General features: G+C 27.8%; 13 protein-coding genes. 4 read left to right on the top strand and 9 right to left on the bottom strand.

Going from position 1 to position 17,991, the window contains the following annotated elements:
• Positions 1 to 37: 37 nt before the first annotated feature.
• Positions 38 to 739 carry an aspartate/glutamate racemase family protein gene (locus tag KGF36_RS02140; RefSeq protein WP_227828872.1) on the top strand — a complete coding sequence of 234 codons (702 nt, stop codon included), beginning with the start codon at positions 38 to 40 and terminating at the stop codon, positions 737 to 739.
• 123 nt (positions 740 to 862) lie between these two features.
• Here KGF36_RS02140 and KGF36_RS02135 read toward each other — a convergent pair whose 3' ends face one another.
• Positions 863 to 2,404: a hypothetical protein gene (locus KGF36_RS02135; RefSeq protein WP_227828873.1), complete on the bottom strand. Its 1,542-nt coding sequence runs from the start codon at positions 2,402 to 2,404 to the stop codon at positions 863 to 865.
• Positions 2,405 to 2,678: 274 nt separating this feature from the next.
• On the opposite strand from KGF36_RS02135, the gene KGF36_RS02130 reads away from it, so the two are divergent.
• Positions 2,679 to 3,728, top strand: coding sequence for a PTS transporter subunit IIC (locus KGF36_RS02130; protein ID WP_227828874.1), 1,050 nt, complete (start codon positions 2,679 to 2,681; stop codon positions 3,726 to 3,728).
• A 50-nt stretch (positions 3,729 to 3,778) separates the two neighbouring features.
• Here KGF36_RS02130 and KGF36_RS02125 read toward each other — a convergent pair whose 3' ends face one another.
• A complete protein-coding gene (locus KGF36_RS02125) occupies positions 3,779 to 4,813 on the bottom strand; it encodes a DUF6398 domain-containing protein (RefSeq protein ID WP_227828875.1) in 1,035 nt (344 codons plus the stop codon).
• Positions 4,814 to 4,830: 17 nt separating this feature from the next.
• Positions 4,831 to 5,178 carry a cupin domain-containing protein gene (locus KGF36_RS02120; protein ID WP_227437292.1) on the bottom strand — a complete coding sequence of 116 codons (348 nt, stop codon included), beginning with the start codon at positions 5,176 to 5,178 and terminating at the stop codon, positions 4,831 to 4,833.
• Positions 5,179 to 5,433: 255 nt separating this feature from the next.
• Between KGF36_RS02120 and KGF36_RS02115 the strand changes: the two genes are divergently transcribed.
• Positions 5,434 to 6,816, top strand: coding sequence for a peptide MFS transporter (locus tag KGF36_RS02115; RefSeq protein ID WP_227828876.1), 1,383 nt, complete (start codon positions 5,434 to 5,436; stop codon positions 6,814 to 6,816).
• 85 nt (positions 6,817 to 6,901) lie between these two features.
• Here KGF36_RS02115 and KGF36_RS02110 read toward each other — a convergent pair whose 3' ends face one another.
• The 6 genes from KGF36_RS02110 to KGF36_RS02085 all read right to left on the bottom strand — a co-directional run bounded on the left by KGF36_RS02110 (position 6,902) and on the right by KGF36_RS02085 (position 15,903).
• On the bottom strand, positions 6,902 to 8,695 hold the full coding sequence (locus KGF36_RS02110) for an aminopeptidase P family protein (RefSeq protein WP_227828877.1): 1,794 nt from the start codon (positions 8,693 to 8,695) through the stop codon (positions 6,902 to 6,904).
• Positions 8,696 to 8,932: 237 nt separating this feature from the next.
• Positions 8,933 to 10,324 (bottom strand): peptide MFS transporter, encoded by a 1,392-nt coding sequence (locus tag KGF36_RS02105; RefSeq protein ID WP_227828878.1) that lies wholly within the window; start codon positions 10,322 to 10,324, stop codon positions 8,933 to 8,935.
• Between the two features lie 461 nt (positions 10,325 to 10,785).
• Positions 10,786 to 11,928 (bottom strand): peptidylprolyl isomerase, encoded by a 1,143-nt coding sequence (locus tag KGF36_RS02100; protein WP_227828879.1) that lies wholly within the window; start codon positions 11,926 to 11,928, stop codon positions 10,786 to 10,788.
• A 110-nt stretch (positions 11,929 to 12,038) separates the two neighbouring features.
• On the bottom strand, positions 12,039 to 13,271 hold the full coding sequence (locus tag KGF36_RS02095; RefSeq protein WP_227828880.1) for a hypothetical protein: 1,233 nt from the start codon (positions 13,269 to 13,271) through the stop codon (positions 12,039 to 12,041).
• 515 nt (positions 13,272 to 13,786) lie between these two features.
• Positions 13,787 to 14,344, bottom strand: a complete 558-nt coding sequence (locus tag KGF36_RS02090; RefSeq protein WP_227828881.1) for a hypothetical protein — start codon at positions 14,342 to 14,344, stop codon at positions 13,787 to 13,789.
• Positions 14,345 to 14,376: 32 nt separating this feature from the next.
• Complete coding sequence (locus KGF36_RS02085; protein ID WP_227842228.1) at positions 14,377 to 15,903, bottom strand: FAD-dependent oxidoreductase; 1,527 nt, start codon at positions 15,901 to 15,903, stop codon at positions 14,377 to 14,379.
• 342 nt (positions 15,904 to 16,245) lie between these two features.
• Here KGF36_RS02085 and KGF36_RS02080 point away from each other — a divergent pair, with 342 nt between their 5' ends.
• Positions 16,246 to 17,640 (top strand): metallophosphoesterase, encoded by a 1,395-nt coding sequence (locus KGF36_RS02080; protein WP_227828883.1) that lies wholly within the window; start codon positions 16,246 to 16,248, stop codon positions 17,638 to 17,640.
• Positions 17,641 to 17,991: the final 351 nt, after the last annotated feature.

Genomic DNA, 17,991 nt, shown 5'->3' with positions numbered 1-17,991 from the left:
GCTATTACAAAATAAATAGAATGAAAAGGTGATGAATATGAAGACTATAGGCTTAATCGGGGGAATGAGTTGGGAGAGCACCATTACATATTATCAAGTTATAAATACAGTAATCAAGGAAAAATTAGGAGGATTACATTCTTCTAAATGTATACTTTATAGTGTAGATTTTCAAGAAATTGAAGAATGTCAATCTAGCGGAAATTGGGAAAAAAGTGCCAAAATCTTATCTGATGCTGCAATTAATTTACAAGACGCAGGAGCAAACTTTATTGTTATATGTACTAATACTATGCATAAAGTTGCACATAAAATTCAACAAAATATATCTATTCCACTTTTACACATCGCAAATGTGACTGCTGATGAGTTAAAAGAAAAGAAAATCAAAAAGGTAGCTTTATTGGGTACTAAGTATACAATGGAGCAAGATTTTTATAAAAATATAATTATAAATAGTGGAATTGAGGTTTTAATACCAAATGAAGAAGAACGTTCAATAGTAAATAACATTATATTCAATGAGCTTTGCTTAGGAATTGTATCTAAATCCTCTAAAAAATCTTTTTTATCTATTATAGATAAATTTGTTAACCAAGGAGCAGAAGGCGTTATCTTAGGATGTACAGAAATAGGTCTTCTAATTCAGCAAAATGATACTTCTGTTCCACTATTTGATACAACTCTAATACATGCAACACAGGCAGCATTAGATTCAATTGTAGATGATATTAACTAGCAATAAATATTTTTACACTAAAAATTTAATACCAGTATATTTCAATAAAATAAAAAGGATAGTATGATTACCCCCATACTATCCTCTTCTTATAATGATTTAATTTCTCAATAAATCATAAATTTATCTTACATTTATAACATCACTATTTTTAGAATTTTGTCCATTGTAATTTGCAACTACATAGATATCTAAATTTAAATCTCCTTCAGGAATACTTATAGTATGTTCATTCCCTTGTATGTCACTTTGATACAAAGTAAACTCACCATCTCCATTAGTATTATTTTTTACATATATACTATAGGTACATTCTTTATGAGATACACTACTCCAGTTAACTCTAATAACATTGTTATCTCTGTCAACATTAGCTGATATATTTTCAACCTTCATGTTTTGTATGCTATCATTATTATCTGAGTTGCCATTACCATTCACATTAGTAATGTTTATTACATTACTTGGCTTAGTTGTATCTGAGTCTTTCTTACCTAGAACATAAATATCATAATCTATACTCTGACTATCTTTTACATCAATTTCTATAGTAGCATATATCTTTTGGGATTTACCTAAATCACGCTCATTTATAGTTATAGATTTAATTTTCTTAAATGATTCTCCTGATAATTTGTCTTTAAGATATATATCATAGTCAAAAACATCTTTCATATAATCCCATTCAAGTTTAATAATAACTTTGTTATTTACTATTTTATGTGAACCTACTAAATTTTGTATATAGTCATTAGTTATAGTTTCTTTGACTACTGTTACAGTTATTATCTTAGACTTATCTCCACAAGTTATCCTTACTCTTTCTTTACCTTCTCTAAGACCTACTACACTTCCATCACTACTTAGACTTATAGCTCTTTCTACAGGTAATTTTGAATCAGCCAACTCATAGTGTATTTTTGGTGGTTCTAAGCCTGGTGGAGAAGTTATTATATCTGGTTTTAGTTTCTCATTTTGGTCAACTTCTATTTTTATATTATTCATATTTATCTCAGCAACTTTAGCTTGGATTCTAAAAGTTCTCTCAACTTCTTTGTTTCCACACTTAGCATATATTACAGCTTTTCCAACTCCAACTGCACTTACTTTGTTTCCTTTAATTTTTAAAACATCTTCGTTGCTACTTTTGTAAATTGGTTTATATGATTTTTTAAACTTCTCATAGTCAACCTCTATTGTACTCTCTATAGTGGCACTATCACCAACATGTTTTAACTCTCCATTAATTTCCATATCTAAAGATTCTACTTCTGGGTCTACTACTTTTATAGTAGCTTTTTTTAGTACTCTCGAATTTTTCATAATACCAACAGAAGAATACCCAACCTTTAATGCTGTCATCTTATTTCCTTCTATTTTTAGAGTCCCTGAATTATCTAAAACATTAAACCAAATATTTGGATCTTTAGCATATGAAGGAACTTTAATATATTCACCAGTAGACAAGGTAACTGTTTCGTTTAATTTTACTACATATTTATCTATATCTTTAACATATTCCCCATCTACAATTTCAATTTCTACTCCTTTTACCATTGGTCTAAATATTCCAAATTTAAAAAGGTAGTACTGCGCAACAAGCAATATAGGAATAGATATAATTATGGCAATTTTTCTGTATTTCTTATTTTCTACAAATCTCATCTATCCACTTCCTTTTAGCCTAGTATATGATCATTTGTTTTATAAGCAATCTACCTAAGTTAAATATTGGGATAAACTGGAAAATTATTATATTTCAGAATATCCCTATACTAATTATAAACCATAAATTTAAAATTTAAAACTAAATTTACTGTTATTTTATTGCTATTAAAATACTTTTAAATTAGTGAAATAACATTTGTCTTGTCAGCTGAAAAGTTATATAATTAATTAAAAAGAAATTATATTTGTATTATATGAGGAGGATTTTAAATTGGAAATCAATTGCAAAAAAAGAAATTTTAAATCATTTGCTAAAAGTAAAAATATTGAAATTTCTGTTCAAAGGTATCTTATTGACGCATTAAGTTATATGGCACTCGGCCTTTTTTCTTCCCTTTTAATTGGAACAATTTTTAACACATTAGGAGATAACTTTAACATATCTCTTTTTACTGAAGTTATAAGCCCACTTGCTAAGCAAGTTACAGGTCCAGCTATTGCAGTAGCTATTGCATATGGACTTCAAGCTCCTCCCCTTGTACTATTTTCTTGTGCACTTGTTGGTGCTTGTGGTAATGAATTAGGAGGACCTGTTGGTGCATTTGTCGCTACACTTTTTGCAGTAGAAATTGGAAAATTAGTTTCAAAAGAAACAAAGGTAGACATATTAGTTACACCTGCTGTAACAATACTAATAGGAGTACTTGTGGCAGAACTTATTGGACCAGCAGTTTCTGCATTTATGACTTCATTTGGAAACATAATAATGCAAGCAACAACTATGCAACCTATAATAATGGGAGCTATTGTCTCTGCACTTGTCGGAATAGCTCTTACACTACCCATAAGTAGTGCAGCTATTTGTATGATGTTAAGTTTGGGAGGGCTTGCTGGTGGAGCAGCAACTGTCGGTTGTTGTTGCCAAATGATAGGTTTTGCTGTTATGAGTTTTAGAGAAAATGGAGTAGGAGGTCTTGTAGCTCAAGGACTTGGTACATCCATGCTCCAAGTACCCAATATAATAAAAAACTGGAAAATTTGGATACCACCTACAATAGCTTCAATAATACTTGGCCCATTATCTACAACAATATTTAAAATGGAAAATATACCTATTGGCTCTGGTATGGGAACTTGTGGATTAGTTGGACAATTTGGAACAGTAACTGCCATGCAAAGTGCTGGAAAAGGTGGCATAACGATGTGGGTTGGTATACTTTTACTTAACTTTGTACTTCCTGCTATTATAACTCTAATAATATCAGAATTTATGAGAAAAAAAGGTATGATAAAACCAGGCGATTTAAAATTAGATGTATAAATAAAAAAACTACTCCTTATTTTTTTATCAGTAATAAGGAGTAGTTCTTTTTATGAAAATTCCAACATTTTTTTCAATAACCAATCCATAGAACCTTTAACTTCATTCCACAGTACTATATTTTCATCATAGTAATAGACAGCTTCTCCCTTTTCTTCTGCTGTAACAAACTCTCTACCAAAGGCATTTCGCCAATCTATTAAATATAATCCAATATATTTGTTTTTATTTTTAGCACTTTTAATAGCATCACTTGCTAAAAACATATTTTTATTTTTAAAATAATAAAGAGCTTTGCTATACATCCATGTAGCAGACTTTTCTTCTTTATACATTTCAAATAAATTATTTATTGCTGTTCTATCATTTAACCTAATTAATACATTGAACAATTTATACCTTATTCCTTGTTCATCATCAGGATTGATTTCTATTAAATACTCTAATACCTTTCTAGCTTCTTTTAAATTATCAATACTCTCTAACTTCCTAGCAAGAGACTCAAGTGCTACCATATAAGCTCTAGTAGATATACCTTTCCAAAATCCAAGTTGTCTATCTTCTTTAGTAATCATGCTTTTCCCAATATTTACAGCTTCTTCCATATACCTAATTGACTCAATATGGTTTTTAGCTTCTTGTGATAGTTTAATATATCTTTTATAAAGTATTTTTTTCTTTTCTAACTCTAAATCTATGGCTTTGGATTTAGAATTACTCTCTCTTACCCAAAACTCAATATTAGAGATAGCAATAGTATCTTGATTTAAAAAGTCAATATTACAGACTTCCTTTATCAATGATGATTTATTGTTTATAGTGTTTAAAGAAACACCTATTTGTTTTGAAAATTCCTTTTTGGTTATATGTAATGGATGCTTCTTATTATATAAGAGATTTTGCTCCAAAACTATGTTTAATATAGCTGAAGACCATATATCAGCTCTAGAAGAATGAATTATCTCTTTATTATTATCTAAAAGGTCTTGCAAGATTTTAAAACTTATATCTTTATATTCTTGATTTAAATTGGAGTTGCAAAATCTATTTATCTTGTCTTTAATTTCTTCTATCTTGCTTGTCATAACTCCTCCTCCATATTTTACACATATAAAACTACTGCTACAAATTCAAGTTCTTCTTCCCCTATATTCTCTATAGAATGTTCTTCACCATCAGCAGTATATATTACATCACCTTCATTTACTTCTACAAATTCCCCATTATCAAAAACTTTACCTTTCCCCTTTAATATATAATATACCTCAAAATCAGTTGTATGGTCATGCACACCAATCGAACTTCCTACTGGTAAAGTTATCCTTTTAAATAATCTTCCTTTTCCTTTAAGCTCATCAATTTGTAATATGTTTTCAAGCTTAACTTTTCCAACACCACCAGTTAAATTTTCTTTTACTTCTACTTGTAATTCAGATTTCTTTCTTATCATAGCTCATCCCACCTGCCAAACAATCAATCTAACTACTAAATTGGCATATCCTTTCCATAATATGTTGTATTTTAATATAATAATAACATATATTCTTATAAAAAAATATTACTGAATCTATAAAATAATGCTATTTTTACATATTATTAAGGCTTTATTTTTTTATGCCATAAGTTGACGTCTTTATAAAAAAAACATATACTCATATAGTATGGAAAAATTTTGTTAAATTATTGGTCTGGAGGTTCTCGACATATGTCAGTTTTAAAAACTCAAGAAAAACTTAAACAGCCTAAGGATTTATATTTTTGTTGTTCAATATTTACATTTGTAGGACTTGCATACTATGGTATGAAATTAGTACTCTTATTATTTTTGGCTGAACAAGTATCTAAAGGTGGTTTAGGGTTAACACCAGCAGAATCTGCATCAATGCTTGCATCTTTCTTAGCATGGACTTATTTTTCTCCTGTTATTGGTGGATGGGTTAGTGATAGATTTTTAGGTCCAAAAAATTGTATTATGCTTGGAATGATAATGGTTTCAATTGGCTACTTTTTAGGATATCTGGCAAATAGCAAAATGGATGTAAACGTCATGATATTCTTGTCTGGATTAGGAATAGGTTTTTATAAGGGAAACTTACATACCTTAGTTGGAAACTTATATACTAATGATGACCCAAGAAAAGATGGGGCTTTTTCTATTACATATATGTCTACTAATCTGGGAACATTATTTGGCCCTTTAATCTGTGGTTTGGTCGCTAATGAATGGTTTGCTATGAAAAATGGTACTTCTATAAATATGTATGGTTACAGATATGTATTTTTATTTGCTTCAATTACTGTTTTAATAGGTTTGTTATTCTTTATATTTGGTCACAAAAAATTTTATAAATCTTCAAGTAATGAATTTAGTAGTCGAAAAGAAACTATAAAGAAATCATTAGAATATAAGAAATTACTTGCTTCAAAACCATTAACTTCAGTTGAGAAAAAAAGAATAATAGTAATATTAATATTAGCTTTTTTTACAGTATTCTTTTGGATAGCATATAACCAGGCTTCTATGTCTATAGCTTTGTATACAAAAGAACACATAAATCTGACTGTTGGTAATTTTCAAATACCAACCTCATGGATAGATTCATATAATGGTCTTCTATGCGTCATCCTTGGTCCTATATCTGCTTTAATCTGGGTAAAATTATCTCAGACTAAAAAAGGTGATTTAAGTGTACCTTCAAAAATGAGTCTAGGATTTATACTATTAGCTGTGGCATTTTTATTTATGATAGTCGCAGTTATACAAACAGGAACTGACCCTAATTCACTTCAGAAAGCAAGTGTATTTTGGGTAATTGGATTTTTAACATTCCAAAGTATAGGAGAGATTTGTTTTTCTCCAGTTGGATATGGCATGGTAAATAAACTTTCACCAGAAAAATATATTTCATTCCTAATGGGTGTTTGGTTCTTAGGTAAATTTGCAGCAAATAAATTGTCTGGTTATACACAGACTATTATAGACCACCTTGGTATGTTACAAGTATTTATAGTAATCCCTTCATTCTTATTGCTATTTGGAATTATATTACTTATAATGAATAAAAAACTTGTAGAATTATCAAAGTAAAAACTATGTTTAAGTTTAATAGATAAGATATCAAAAATCGAGGCATTAAAATGCCTCGATTTATTTATAGTATTCAATTACAAAACTATATAGCTCTAGTATAAACTTTTAACCATTCTCTTTCTTCACCAGTTAGGAAAGGAGATATTTTATCATAAACTAATTTATGATACCAGTTTAAATAATCTTTTTCATCTTGATTCATTAATTCTGGAACTATACCATCTAAATCAATAGGAGCTAATGTAACAACTTCAAACTCCATAAATTGACCATAAAAATTCTTTTCAGCTTTTCTAACTACTATTTCATTTTCTGTTCTTATACCATGAGAACCTTCTATATATATACCTGGTTCATTAGTAGTTACCATACCTTCTTCAAGAACTGCGCTATCAAATCTTTCAGGAACTACTCTCCATCTAAATCCATTTGGAGCTTCATGAACATTTAATACAAATCCTATACCATGTCCAGTTCCACATTGATAATCTATTCCCATATTCCACATACAGCTTCTAGATAATATATCTAGGTTGTACCCTCTACAACCATGTAAGAATTTAACCTTAGAAAGATTTATCATACCTCTTGCTACAGAAGTGAAATGTAATTTTAATTCATCACTTATAGGTCCTAATACTGTAGTTCTAGTTATATCAGTAGTTCCATCATAATATTGTCCACCTGAATCTACTAAGAATAGTCCTTCAGCTTCTAACTTATAGTTTGATTCTGGAGTTGCACTATAGTGCATCATAGCAGCATGCTCTTTATATGCAGCAATTGTATTGAAACTTGGTTCAAAGAATCCTTCTTGTTCTCTTCTTAGTCCCTCTAATTTTTCAGTAGCACTTATTTCAGTTATTTCCATCTTACCTACATTATTCTTTAACCAGTACATAAATTTAGTGAAAGCTACACCATCTTTAACATGTGAATTTCTTATATTCTCTAATTCTACCTCATTTTTTTGAGCCTTAAAGAACATTACTGGATTAAACTCATCAACTTTTTCAACTCCACAAGGTATATTATTGTAAATTGCATAGTTAATCTTAGTTCCATCAACTAAAACTTTTTCATCTTTATCTATATGTTTTACAAAATCATATACATCATTATATGGTCTTATTTGTACATTTTCTTTAGCCAATTCATTTAATATCTCTTCATTTAATTTACTTTCATCAACAAATAAATAAACTTCTTTTAAAGTTATCACTGCATAAGAAAGTACGACTGGATTGTATTTAACATCTCCACCTCTTATGTTAAATAACCATGCTATATCATCAAGAGTAGTTATTACATGAGTAGAAGTACCTTTTTCACTCATTTTTTCTCTCAATCTAGCTAACTTTGAACTAAAACTTTCTCCACAGTATTTAACATCTAATAAAAATGCTTTACTATCTGATAAAGCTGGTCTATCTGGCCATATGCTATCTATTAAATCATATTGGTATTCTACTTTTATACCTTTTTTAGATAATTTTTCAGCTAATGTAGCTCCTTCTTTAGCACATATAACTTTACCATCAAAACCTAAAGTTCCACCTTCTGGAATATTTGTATATAAATATTCATCAGTAGTTGGGCAACCTTCTTGTCCCATTTTAAATAATTTTATTGTACTTCCTTCTAATTGAGATTCTGCTTGTATAAAGTATCTTCCATCTGTCCATAATCCAGCTTCATCTTTAGTCACAATAACTGTTCCAGCTGAACCATTAAATCCTGATATAAACTCTCTTGATTTGAAGTAATCTCCTACATATTCACTTTGATGATTGTCAGAAGACGGAATCATATAAGCATCAATATTTTTTTCTTCCATAAGTCTTCTTAATTCATTTACTCTGTCTTTTATATTCACAACAAGACCTCCTCAAAATAATAGTTTGAATAACTAAATATATAAGTATGTAAAGTTCATTACATAAATTTTCCTTTTATATAATCTATATAAATCTTATACACTCTAATTATCACAATTATAATTTTAATTACAATATCTATCTGTGTAAAGCTTTTTTTTCATAATTAAAGAGGAAATTACGTTTGATTTTATATTCAAATGTAATTTCCTTTATTTTCACTAATTAAGTATGGATTATTTTGTTTCTGTTAACAAATCCATTGCCATTAATTTTGTCAACATATTTCTTAATCCAAGTAATATTAAACCAAAGATTATTAAGACTCCTGCTATTCCTCCAAAGATTTGTAAAAAACCTAATGTAGCTGTAAATCCAGCAATTTTTCCTGATAACAAACTAGCAAAAAAACTTGTCAGATACCATGCACCCATAGACAATGTAGCATATTTAGCTGGAGCTAACTTATTAAACATTGCAAGACCTATAGGAGACAAAAATAACTCCCCTACAGTTGTAAATATATAGGTTACTACTATAAAAAGTATGCTAGCCTTTATTGTTCCATCTGAACCATTGGCTAATGTGGCAAATACCATAACTATAAAACCAAGACCCATTATTATCATTCCTAATCCCATTTTAACTGGAATAGAAAAATCGCCTCTTTTAGTATTAGATAATTTAACCCACAAAGTAGCTAATACAGGGCATAACGCTACACATAATATAGCATTTAATGATGTAAGCCATGCCACTGGCATTTCAAATCCAAATAGAGTTCTATTTACATTATCTCTTACATAAATCATAAATGAACTTTGTGTTTGATAGTATGCTGTCCAAAATAAAACTACAAATAAGAATAACACAACCATTGCTACTATTCTATTTTTCTCTAATTTAGTAAGTGGCCCATACTCAATTTTTTCACCTTTATTTCCCTTAGTAACTGGATGTTTTCCAACTTCTTTTAGTAGCTTTGGCGCAAGAAGTGTAAATATAATCATACCAAGCATCATACCTATACCACAAACTAAGAATGCCATCTTATATCCATAAGACACTATATCTCCGTTTACTCCTCTTACTGCAAATACATTATCAGAAAGCAATCCACATATGATTGGAGCTATGAATGCACCTACATTTACTGCCATATAGAATAAACTATATGCTGCGTCTTTTCTTGATACCTCGGTTTTAGGATATATATCACCAACTATATTGGAACAACTTGATTTAAAAAAACCATTTCCTAAAATGATTATTGATAGGCCTACCCAAACCATACTAATAGATGTAGACGATGCAAACAAAACAAAGTCACCTATTGCTATTAAAAGTGCACCTATAGATATACATTTTTGTTGACCTAAAACTTTATCTGCCAACCAACCACCAATTAATGGTGTAAGATATATAAGACCTGTAAACAAACCAAACATTGAAGTTGCTTCTTGAGTAGAAAGTCCTAGACCACCTTGAGCTACACTCGCTGTAAAAAATAATACCAACAAAGCTGTTAATCCATAATAACTAAATCTTTCCCATAAAATTGTCATACAAACAAGCCAAAAACTCTTCGGATGACTAGCTTTTTTAGATACGCTTTCAGTATTTGACATAAAAAAACGCCCCCTTATTATTTTTATAGTTAAATTCAGTACATAAGATTAGCTTAATCATTTTAACACATACTTATAATAGCATCTTTTTTTATATTACTCAATAGATTATTGTTAATATTTTCATTTTTTTATTATTATTTTTAAAATTATGAAAAATATTATTTTTTAAGTATTTTTAAAGAATAACTTTAGTATATATATTTGAATAGTATTTTTTTAGCTTTTAAATTTTTTTATTTATTTTTTTTATATTTTATATAGATTTTCAATCAAATAATTTAAATTCAAAATACGTTTTCATCGTTAATTTATGCATGTTATTTTTTTATAATTTCATTTTTGAGCGATTTAATTTTATGGAAAAATAATAAAAGCTGTTTAAGTTCTCTATTTAAGAACAAAAACAGCTTTTAGATATATATATTAATATTTTCTTCTTTTTAATAAATTGACTTATTCTATTGCTTTGCTTTCATTTGATATTTATCTGTAAGTTTTACGTTGTATTTTTCCTTTAAATCATTTATAAGTAAGTTTTGCTTTTCTGATGTTAAAGTACTTACTAAATCTGATTTTACTTCTTCAAATGGTTGATATTTTTCATCTATTTTCTTAATTATATGGTATCCATAATCACTTTCTACAAGCTTACTAGATATTTCTCCTTTTTTCAAAGCAAATGCAGCTTTTTCAAAAGATTCTACCATTTGACCTTTCCCAAAGAATCCTAAATCTCCACCTGATTCTGCACTACTATCTTCAGAATACTTTTTAGCTAGAGTAGCAAAATCTTCTCCAGCTTCTGCTTTTTTAAGTATTTCTTCTGCTTGTTTTTTAAGTTCAGCTTTTTTACTATCACTGACCTGTTTACCTTTATCATCAACAGTTTTTATTAAAATATGTGAAGCTCTAACTTGTAAATAATTGCTCTTGTTTTTATCATAATAACTTTGTGCATCTTTATCTGTTACCTTTGATGCTTCATTTAAGTATTTGGATGCTATTAGTTCTTTTTTCATATCGTCTTTTATATATTTCTCAGTCAAGTCAAATTGCTTTAGAAATTCTTCTTTTGTCATTCCCATTGCAGATTCTATACTAGACATTAGATTATCATATTGAGCATTTAATTCGTCATCAGTTATGCTTATCTTTTCTTTTGCTGCTTCTGAGGATAATATATCTGATGTAATCATAGTCTCAATCATATTTGATTCATACGAACGTATTTCATCATCACTCATAGTATTTTTTGCATTTAAATAAAATAATGGCTCCATTCTTTTTCTTAACATTTCCCCTGTAATTTTTTTATCCCCAATAGTAGCTACTACTTCATTACTATTATAACGCTTTGAAGTAGCTGGTAATTTTCTTCCAGCTTCTTTTCCAGAGACATAGCCTCCACCCAAGCAAATTGCCCCTACTGCAACAATTGCTATAACTGCTTTAAGTTTTTTACTACTTAATTTTATTTCTCTTTTCTTGACTTTGTTGTCAGTATTTGTTTCACCTGACACATCATCTTGTTTAGAACTTACATTTTCTGAATTTTTAATTTCATTCAATGTATTCTCTTTTGAATTTTTTTCTTCAGACATTAATATCCTCCTTAATTTTAATTGTACAATACTTCACTTTTATTATTTTACATTAAAATAATATTAAATGTGTGAATCAGAAATGAAACTCTCATGAATTTAAAATGAAATTAAATATTTCTTAAACTATATCTTATGAAATTTCTTCCTATTTTTGTATCTCCATACTTTAACATTTGTATAACTTCATTTTTTTCTTTTTGCAAATAAATAGAACATTCTTCTAAAGACTTAAATATCTCTAATACTTCGCCTTTTTTATTTACTAATTCAATCTTTTTCTTTCCACCTCTTTTGATTATAGACTTATATTTTTTAAAGTATTCATCGTATTCTTCATCAATACATTCAAACTTATAATTCATTTTTATTGTTTCAATCTTATCATTAGTTAAAATTTCATTTCTCTTTTTATCAGAAAGTCTTGTACTAAATATTTTGTCATTAAGAATATTAAATATCTCAGATGGAGATTTACTATTTTCTAGATAGCTCCATTCATTTTTACAGTATTCTTCTACCTTTAACACTTTACTTAAATAATTTATAGCTTCTCCAAAGTAATCCATATATCCATATTTTAAATTTTCTCTTATGTAGCCAAGTGGTACCTTAAGATTTTTACTACATTGAATGTGAGTATCAAAAATCTTCTCTTCTTTAGTATATAGGTTTATTGCTTTTATACTTCTTCCTCGTCTTATTTTTATTTCTTTTATGTAATTTAAATCTTCTTTTGTCAAGTATTCATTTGTATCACTTACTTGTTTTTCTTCAACTTCAATAGTGTCTGTTACTAGAATATTATTTTCACTTTGGTCAATTTCTTCAAGTTCTTTAGAATCTGTTTTTTTACTTTCAAGCAGTATTTCTTTTTTATTTAATTTGATAAATTCCTCAGTAATAAACACTTCTTTTTTATCTAATTCTGTGGTATTTTTATTAATTAGTATTTCTTCGCTATTTATACTTTTCTCTGCTATTTCCGTATCATCAGTTTCTATTTCTACTTTATTTAAAGTTATATCATCATCATTAACTATTAATTCTTCTTTGTCATTATTTATTATTAATTCTTCTTTAGATAAGACTTTGTTTTTATTATCATATACTACTTCTTTGCTTAACACTTCATCTTCTTTATCAGACAAATGTTCTTCTTGGTTTAAAGACTCATTTTCTTTACTTATAACTTCCTCTTTACAGTATAATACTTTTTTTTCGTTATCAATTAAATTTTCTTCATATAAAATTTTTTCATTTTTTAATATTATTTCACCTTCTTCTTTTGCTTCCTCAACTTTTTGTCTCTTTTTCATAATACCAAACCACTTTTTTAACACTCAATGTTCCTCCTAATACTTTATCTACTCTTTATATTATCACATAAAATATTACTATTTTTAACAATTCCTTAATTTTTAATTACTTACAAATATAAAAATTATATTTATATAATTTATTTTTAATTACTTGTCAAAAATTCATCAACATCTGTAACCATAAAACTTTTATAAAACCCTTTTATCAGCCAAAAATATAGCCTTTATTTCATAGTAATTATATCATGTTTTTATAATATATTATCTTTTTTAAATTTTTTACTTCTTAATACTATTAAAGATACAATTTATAATATATTTTATCAAATAACAACAGTATACTAACACAAGTGTGACAATACTAGATGTTGTAAATTATGGATAGTAAAATAGGATAAAATACTTTCTATTTATGGAGTAAAATTTATAAAAAATGCGAAACGTAAACTTTACATACAATAAAGAATGGATTTAATTAGTCATATAATTTCTTAAACTTCATATGACTAATTAAATCCATTGTAATTAATTTTAAACTATGCATTTGATTTTTTTATTATAAAAGGAATAGTTATAATTGTACCTATTAAAGCATCTACCATATCAATCATAGTATCTTCTAGTCCCCCAGCTTGTGTAGTAGTCCCAATAAAAGTATCCATTAGAAATTCACCTATTTCCCACAAACTAGCCACTCCCATACTAAACATAAATACAAATATAACTAAAAATATTTTACTCATCTTACTTACATCTTTCTGTATATAAAAATATTTAATTGTAGAAAATGCTACAATACATGATATTATACCCGACCATAGATGTAAAAAATCATCATAATAATTTATGTCATAAAAATTAAAACAAGTCCCTAATAATGATGCAAACATTATAAATAATGCAAGTACAATATATAATTCATTGCTCAAAAGTCTTTTATTTTGCCTATTTAAAATACTCAGTATAAAAGTACCAATTAAGCTGATTGCTACTAAACCTACACTTCCAAAAGCTCTATTTGTAGCAAAAAATATGGCACATAAAACATATACTATATAAAGTAAAATGGTTATTGGCTTTAAAAGTTTATTCATAAATAATTTACCTTTCCAAAACATTCTATATTCTATAATAACTTAGGATTAACATCATTATCGCCATGACCATAAAGTTTTAATGGCTTAAGTGCTGGACCTTCAAGTATATTTCCCTTATAGTCAAATCTTGAACCATGACATGGACAATCCCATGTTTTTTCTTCACTATTAAAATTAAGTTCACATCCTAAATGAGTACATGTGGTATCTACAATATAAAAATCTCCTCTATCATCTTTGTAAACACCATATCTTTTTCCATCAATGTTAACAATCTTTCCTTCACCACTACTTTTAGGCATATCTCCACTACCTATTTTTAACTTTCCAGTGACATAATTCATTGCTACATTTGCATTTTCCTTTATAAAGTCCTTTGAAAAATAACTACCTAATCTTGAAGGATTGAAAGTATCTTTATAGTCAGAAGTTTTATTTATTATTAAATCCTTTATTATTATTCCTGCAGCAGTTCCATTAGTCATTCCCCATTTAGAAAATCCTGTAGCTACATAAATATTATTCTCTCTTTTATTGATATAACCTATATAAGGAACATTATCAAAACTCATATTGTCTTGAGCAGACCATTTATATTTAAAATCTTCCACCTTAAATACTTCTTTACCATAACGCTCTAAATCATCAAATATTTCTTCTTCAGTTCCACCTTGACCAACTTTGTGGTCTCCTCCTCCAAAGATTAATAAGCTGTTACTTTCATCATTACATTGTCTAAAAGTTATTGCTGGGTCATCTATACTTATAAATATACCCTCTGGCAATTCATTTTGTAGGACTGCAACCATTAAATAAGCACGTTCTGCATATTCCTTTGCAAAATAAAAATTCAATCCATCATACCATGGACTATGAGATGAAATTATAACATTTTCAGCTTCTATTATATTATTATCTCTAGTCTTAACTCTACATATAGCTCCTTTTTCTAGGTCTACTATTGGCGTATTTTCATATATTTTTAGACCTAAATTTACTGCTACTTCTGCCAGACCATCAACATATTGCTTTGGATTAAATTGACCTTGATTAGAAAAACGAATAGCTCCTTTTACATCTAATGGAATATCATTTATAGTTTCATGATATTCGCAATCTATATCTATTTTTTTACATGTACGATATTCATCTTTAATATCCTTTATAGCTTCTTCCTTCTCTGTAAAAACAAAAGATGGAATCCTTTGGAAATCACATTTTATATTATTTTCACTGATTATTTTCTCAATCAATTTTAAAGCTTCATTATTTGCATTATAATATGATTTAGCTTTATCTAATCCATATTTTTTCTCTATTTTAGAATATACTATATCATGTTGACAAGTTACTTTACCAGTATTTCTTCCTGAAGTTCCATATCCTATTTTATCAGCTTCAACAAGCGCTACTTTTTTACCTTCTTTTGCTAATAGATATGCAGTTGTTAATCCAGTTATTCCTCCTCCTACTACTAGACATTCTACTTTTATATTCTCACCTAATTTTTTATATTCTTTGGGACTTGAATTTAAAACCCAATACGATTCATTCATTTTAAATACTCCTTTACATGTTAAATAATAATAGTTTTTCCATCATAGAGTTTATTTATTATAAATAATATAAAAAAATAAACACAAGACTATAGATTATTTGTTTATCATGTTCTCAAAGATGCTATAGTTAACCAATCTTATTATATAATTTAAAATTCTTTTGAGATTACTTTTAATTGATTTTTCTTTAAGGAGGTTTATTTTTCTCTCTATCAATTTATATGTCTATGAAATATATAGTTGATTTTTATATAGTAATATATTACCATTGATATTGTAGGAGGATTATGTAGTTAATGACACTAAAACAAATATTCAAAAAAATAAAATGGAGGTTTTATGAAAAACAAAATAATTATAGGCATTACTTGTTTATTTATATTGCTAATGTCTGGGTGTACTTCAAAACATACAACAGAAATAAATGTATTAGCCACTACCGATTTACATGGTAACATCCCTTATGAGTTAACTTCTTATGTAAGGAAACAAAGAGAAAAAGATAAAAATATAACTTTAGTAGATGCTGGAGACTTCTTTGACCGTGGAGTAGCTTTAGGTAGTAGTATGGATGATTATTCTAATGCTATGCTTAAAGATAACAACAACAAAACTGAAAGCTATATTGAAACTCCTATTTCAAAGGACATGAAAGAAGTCGGTTATGATGCTGTAGTTCTTGGTAATCATGAATTTATCTCCCTTAATAAATATCATTTAGATAATATGATATCTGATTTTGAAAAACAAAAAATAGATGTATTATCAGCTAATACTTATAAGAAAAATGGGGATAGCTATACAAAACCATACATAATAAAAAATATTGATACACCAGAAGGAAATGTAAAGCTAGGAATTCTTGGACTTACTATAAAAGAAGTTGGTGAAGGAAAACAGCTAAATGAAAATGGAGAACTTGTGGATTCTAAATCTTTAGAGCTAAAAGACCAAGAAGGTTATGATGGTGAACTATATATGAATGATTTAGTAGAAGATGCCAAAAAGTGGGTAAAAATCATGGAAAAAGAAAATCCAGATATAATAGTAGCTGTTGCACACACAGGTGAAAAGCCTAAAAAACCTAAAAATCCAGGTAATAGAATACAGGATTTAGCTCAACAAATTGATGGTATTGATGCGATAGTTGCAGGACATAATCATGTTCAAATTGAACAACACGATTATAAAAACACATCGGGAGAAAAGGTTATAGTTACTGAACCAGGAAAACATGGAGAATGTATTTCTAAAATTAACTTTAAGTTAGAAAAAAATAAAGATAAATGGAGTGTAGTTGACAAATCTAGTGAGTTAGTTAAATTTGAGAAAAATGAAGAAGATGAGAAATTCGGACAATTCGCTTCTTCACTTATGAAAGCTAGTGAAAACAACAATGAAATAAGACTAGCAAAGGTAATGCCTCCTGAATGGGATAAAATATTTATCTTTAAGTCTGGAACATCAGCAAACGATATATATAAAGCTGTAGGATATAAATGGAGAAATATATCTTCTCCAAAAGATAGAGATATGGTACAAATTGTTGTTATGAACAATAATAAGCCTGTTACTTATCTATATGGAGAATCAGAGCTTATGCCACTTAGTATAAAATGTGATGAATCAGAGTATAAAGACAATGTTGTGACTATTTATCCTAATAAAAATGATAAATTCAAAGTTATAAAAGGTGAAAGAAAATATGGTATTGATTTAGAGCATATAGAGTAGAACTAAATTAGCAAGACTCTAGTGACTAAGACTACTAAAATATATTATAAGTTATGTCAGCTAGCTGACATAACTTATAATATATTGTGAAAAATTAAAATGAGTGATTTGAAACAAATAAATGTAATTAAAAAATATAAATACACCAAATTATTTAAATTTACATATGAATAAAATTAAACAAAATATGTAATGTGTAGATAATTTAATAATAAAATTGAAACCATCAGAAAAATTTTAATCTTTGTTAATTATAATATTCTAAGTAATATATTTATTCTAAAAAAAGTGAGTAAACTCTGTATATCAGACTTAACTCACTTTTTTATATAAACCCTTATCTTAGGATAA

It is taken from the genome of Clostridioides sp. ZZV14-6009 (genome assembly GCF_020658095.1).
Taxonomy (GTDB): domain Bacteria; phylum Bacillota; class Clostridia; order Peptostreptococcales; family Peptostreptococcaceae; genus Clostridioides.
Note: the sequence above shows the minus strand (reverse complement) of the source record. Positions and strands in the feature narration are given on the sequence as shown.

Excerpts from the sequence above, each read along its gene's own strand:
- KGF36_RS02140 (WP_227828872.1), top strand. The coding sequence starts at position 38 with ATGAAGACTATAGGCTTAATCGGGGGAATGAGTTGGGAGAGCACCATT.
- KGF36_RS02135 (WP_227828873.1), bottom strand. The coding sequence starts at position 2,404 with ATGAGATTTGTAGAAAATAAGAAATACAGAAAAATTGCCATAATTATA.
- KGF36_RS02125 (WP_227828875.1), bottom strand. The coding sequence starts at position 4,813 with ATGACAAGCAAGATAGAAGAAATTAAAGACAAGATAAATAGATTTTGC.
- KGF36_RS02120 (WP_227437292.1), bottom strand. The coding sequence starts at position 5,178 with ATGATAAGAAAGAAATCTGAATTACAAGTAGAAGTAAAAGAAAATTTA.
- KGF36_RS02115 (WP_227828876.1), top strand. The coding sequence starts at position 5,434 with ATGTCAGTTTTAAAAACTCAAGAAAAACTTAAACAGCCTAAGGATTTA.
- KGF36_RS02105 (WP_227828878.1), bottom strand. The coding sequence starts at position 10,324 with ATGTCAAATACTGAAAGCGTATCTAAAAAAGCTAGTCATCCGAAGAGT.
- KGF36_RS02100 (WP_227828879.1), bottom strand. The coding sequence starts at position 11,928 with ATGTCTGAAGAAAAAAATTCAAAAGAGAATACATTGAATGAAATTAAA.
- KGF36_RS02090 (WP_227828881.1), bottom strand. The coding sequence starts at position 14,344 with ATGAATAAACTTTTAAAGCCAATAACCATTTTACTTTATATAGTATAT.
- KGF36_RS02085 (WP_227842228.1), bottom strand. The coding sequence starts at position 15,903 with ATGAATGAATCGTATTGGGTTTTAAATTCAAGTCCCAAAGAATATAAA.
- KGF36_RS02080 (WP_227828883.1), top strand. The coding sequence starts at position 16,246 with ATGAAAAACAAAATAATTATAGGCATTACTTGTTTATTTATATTGCTA.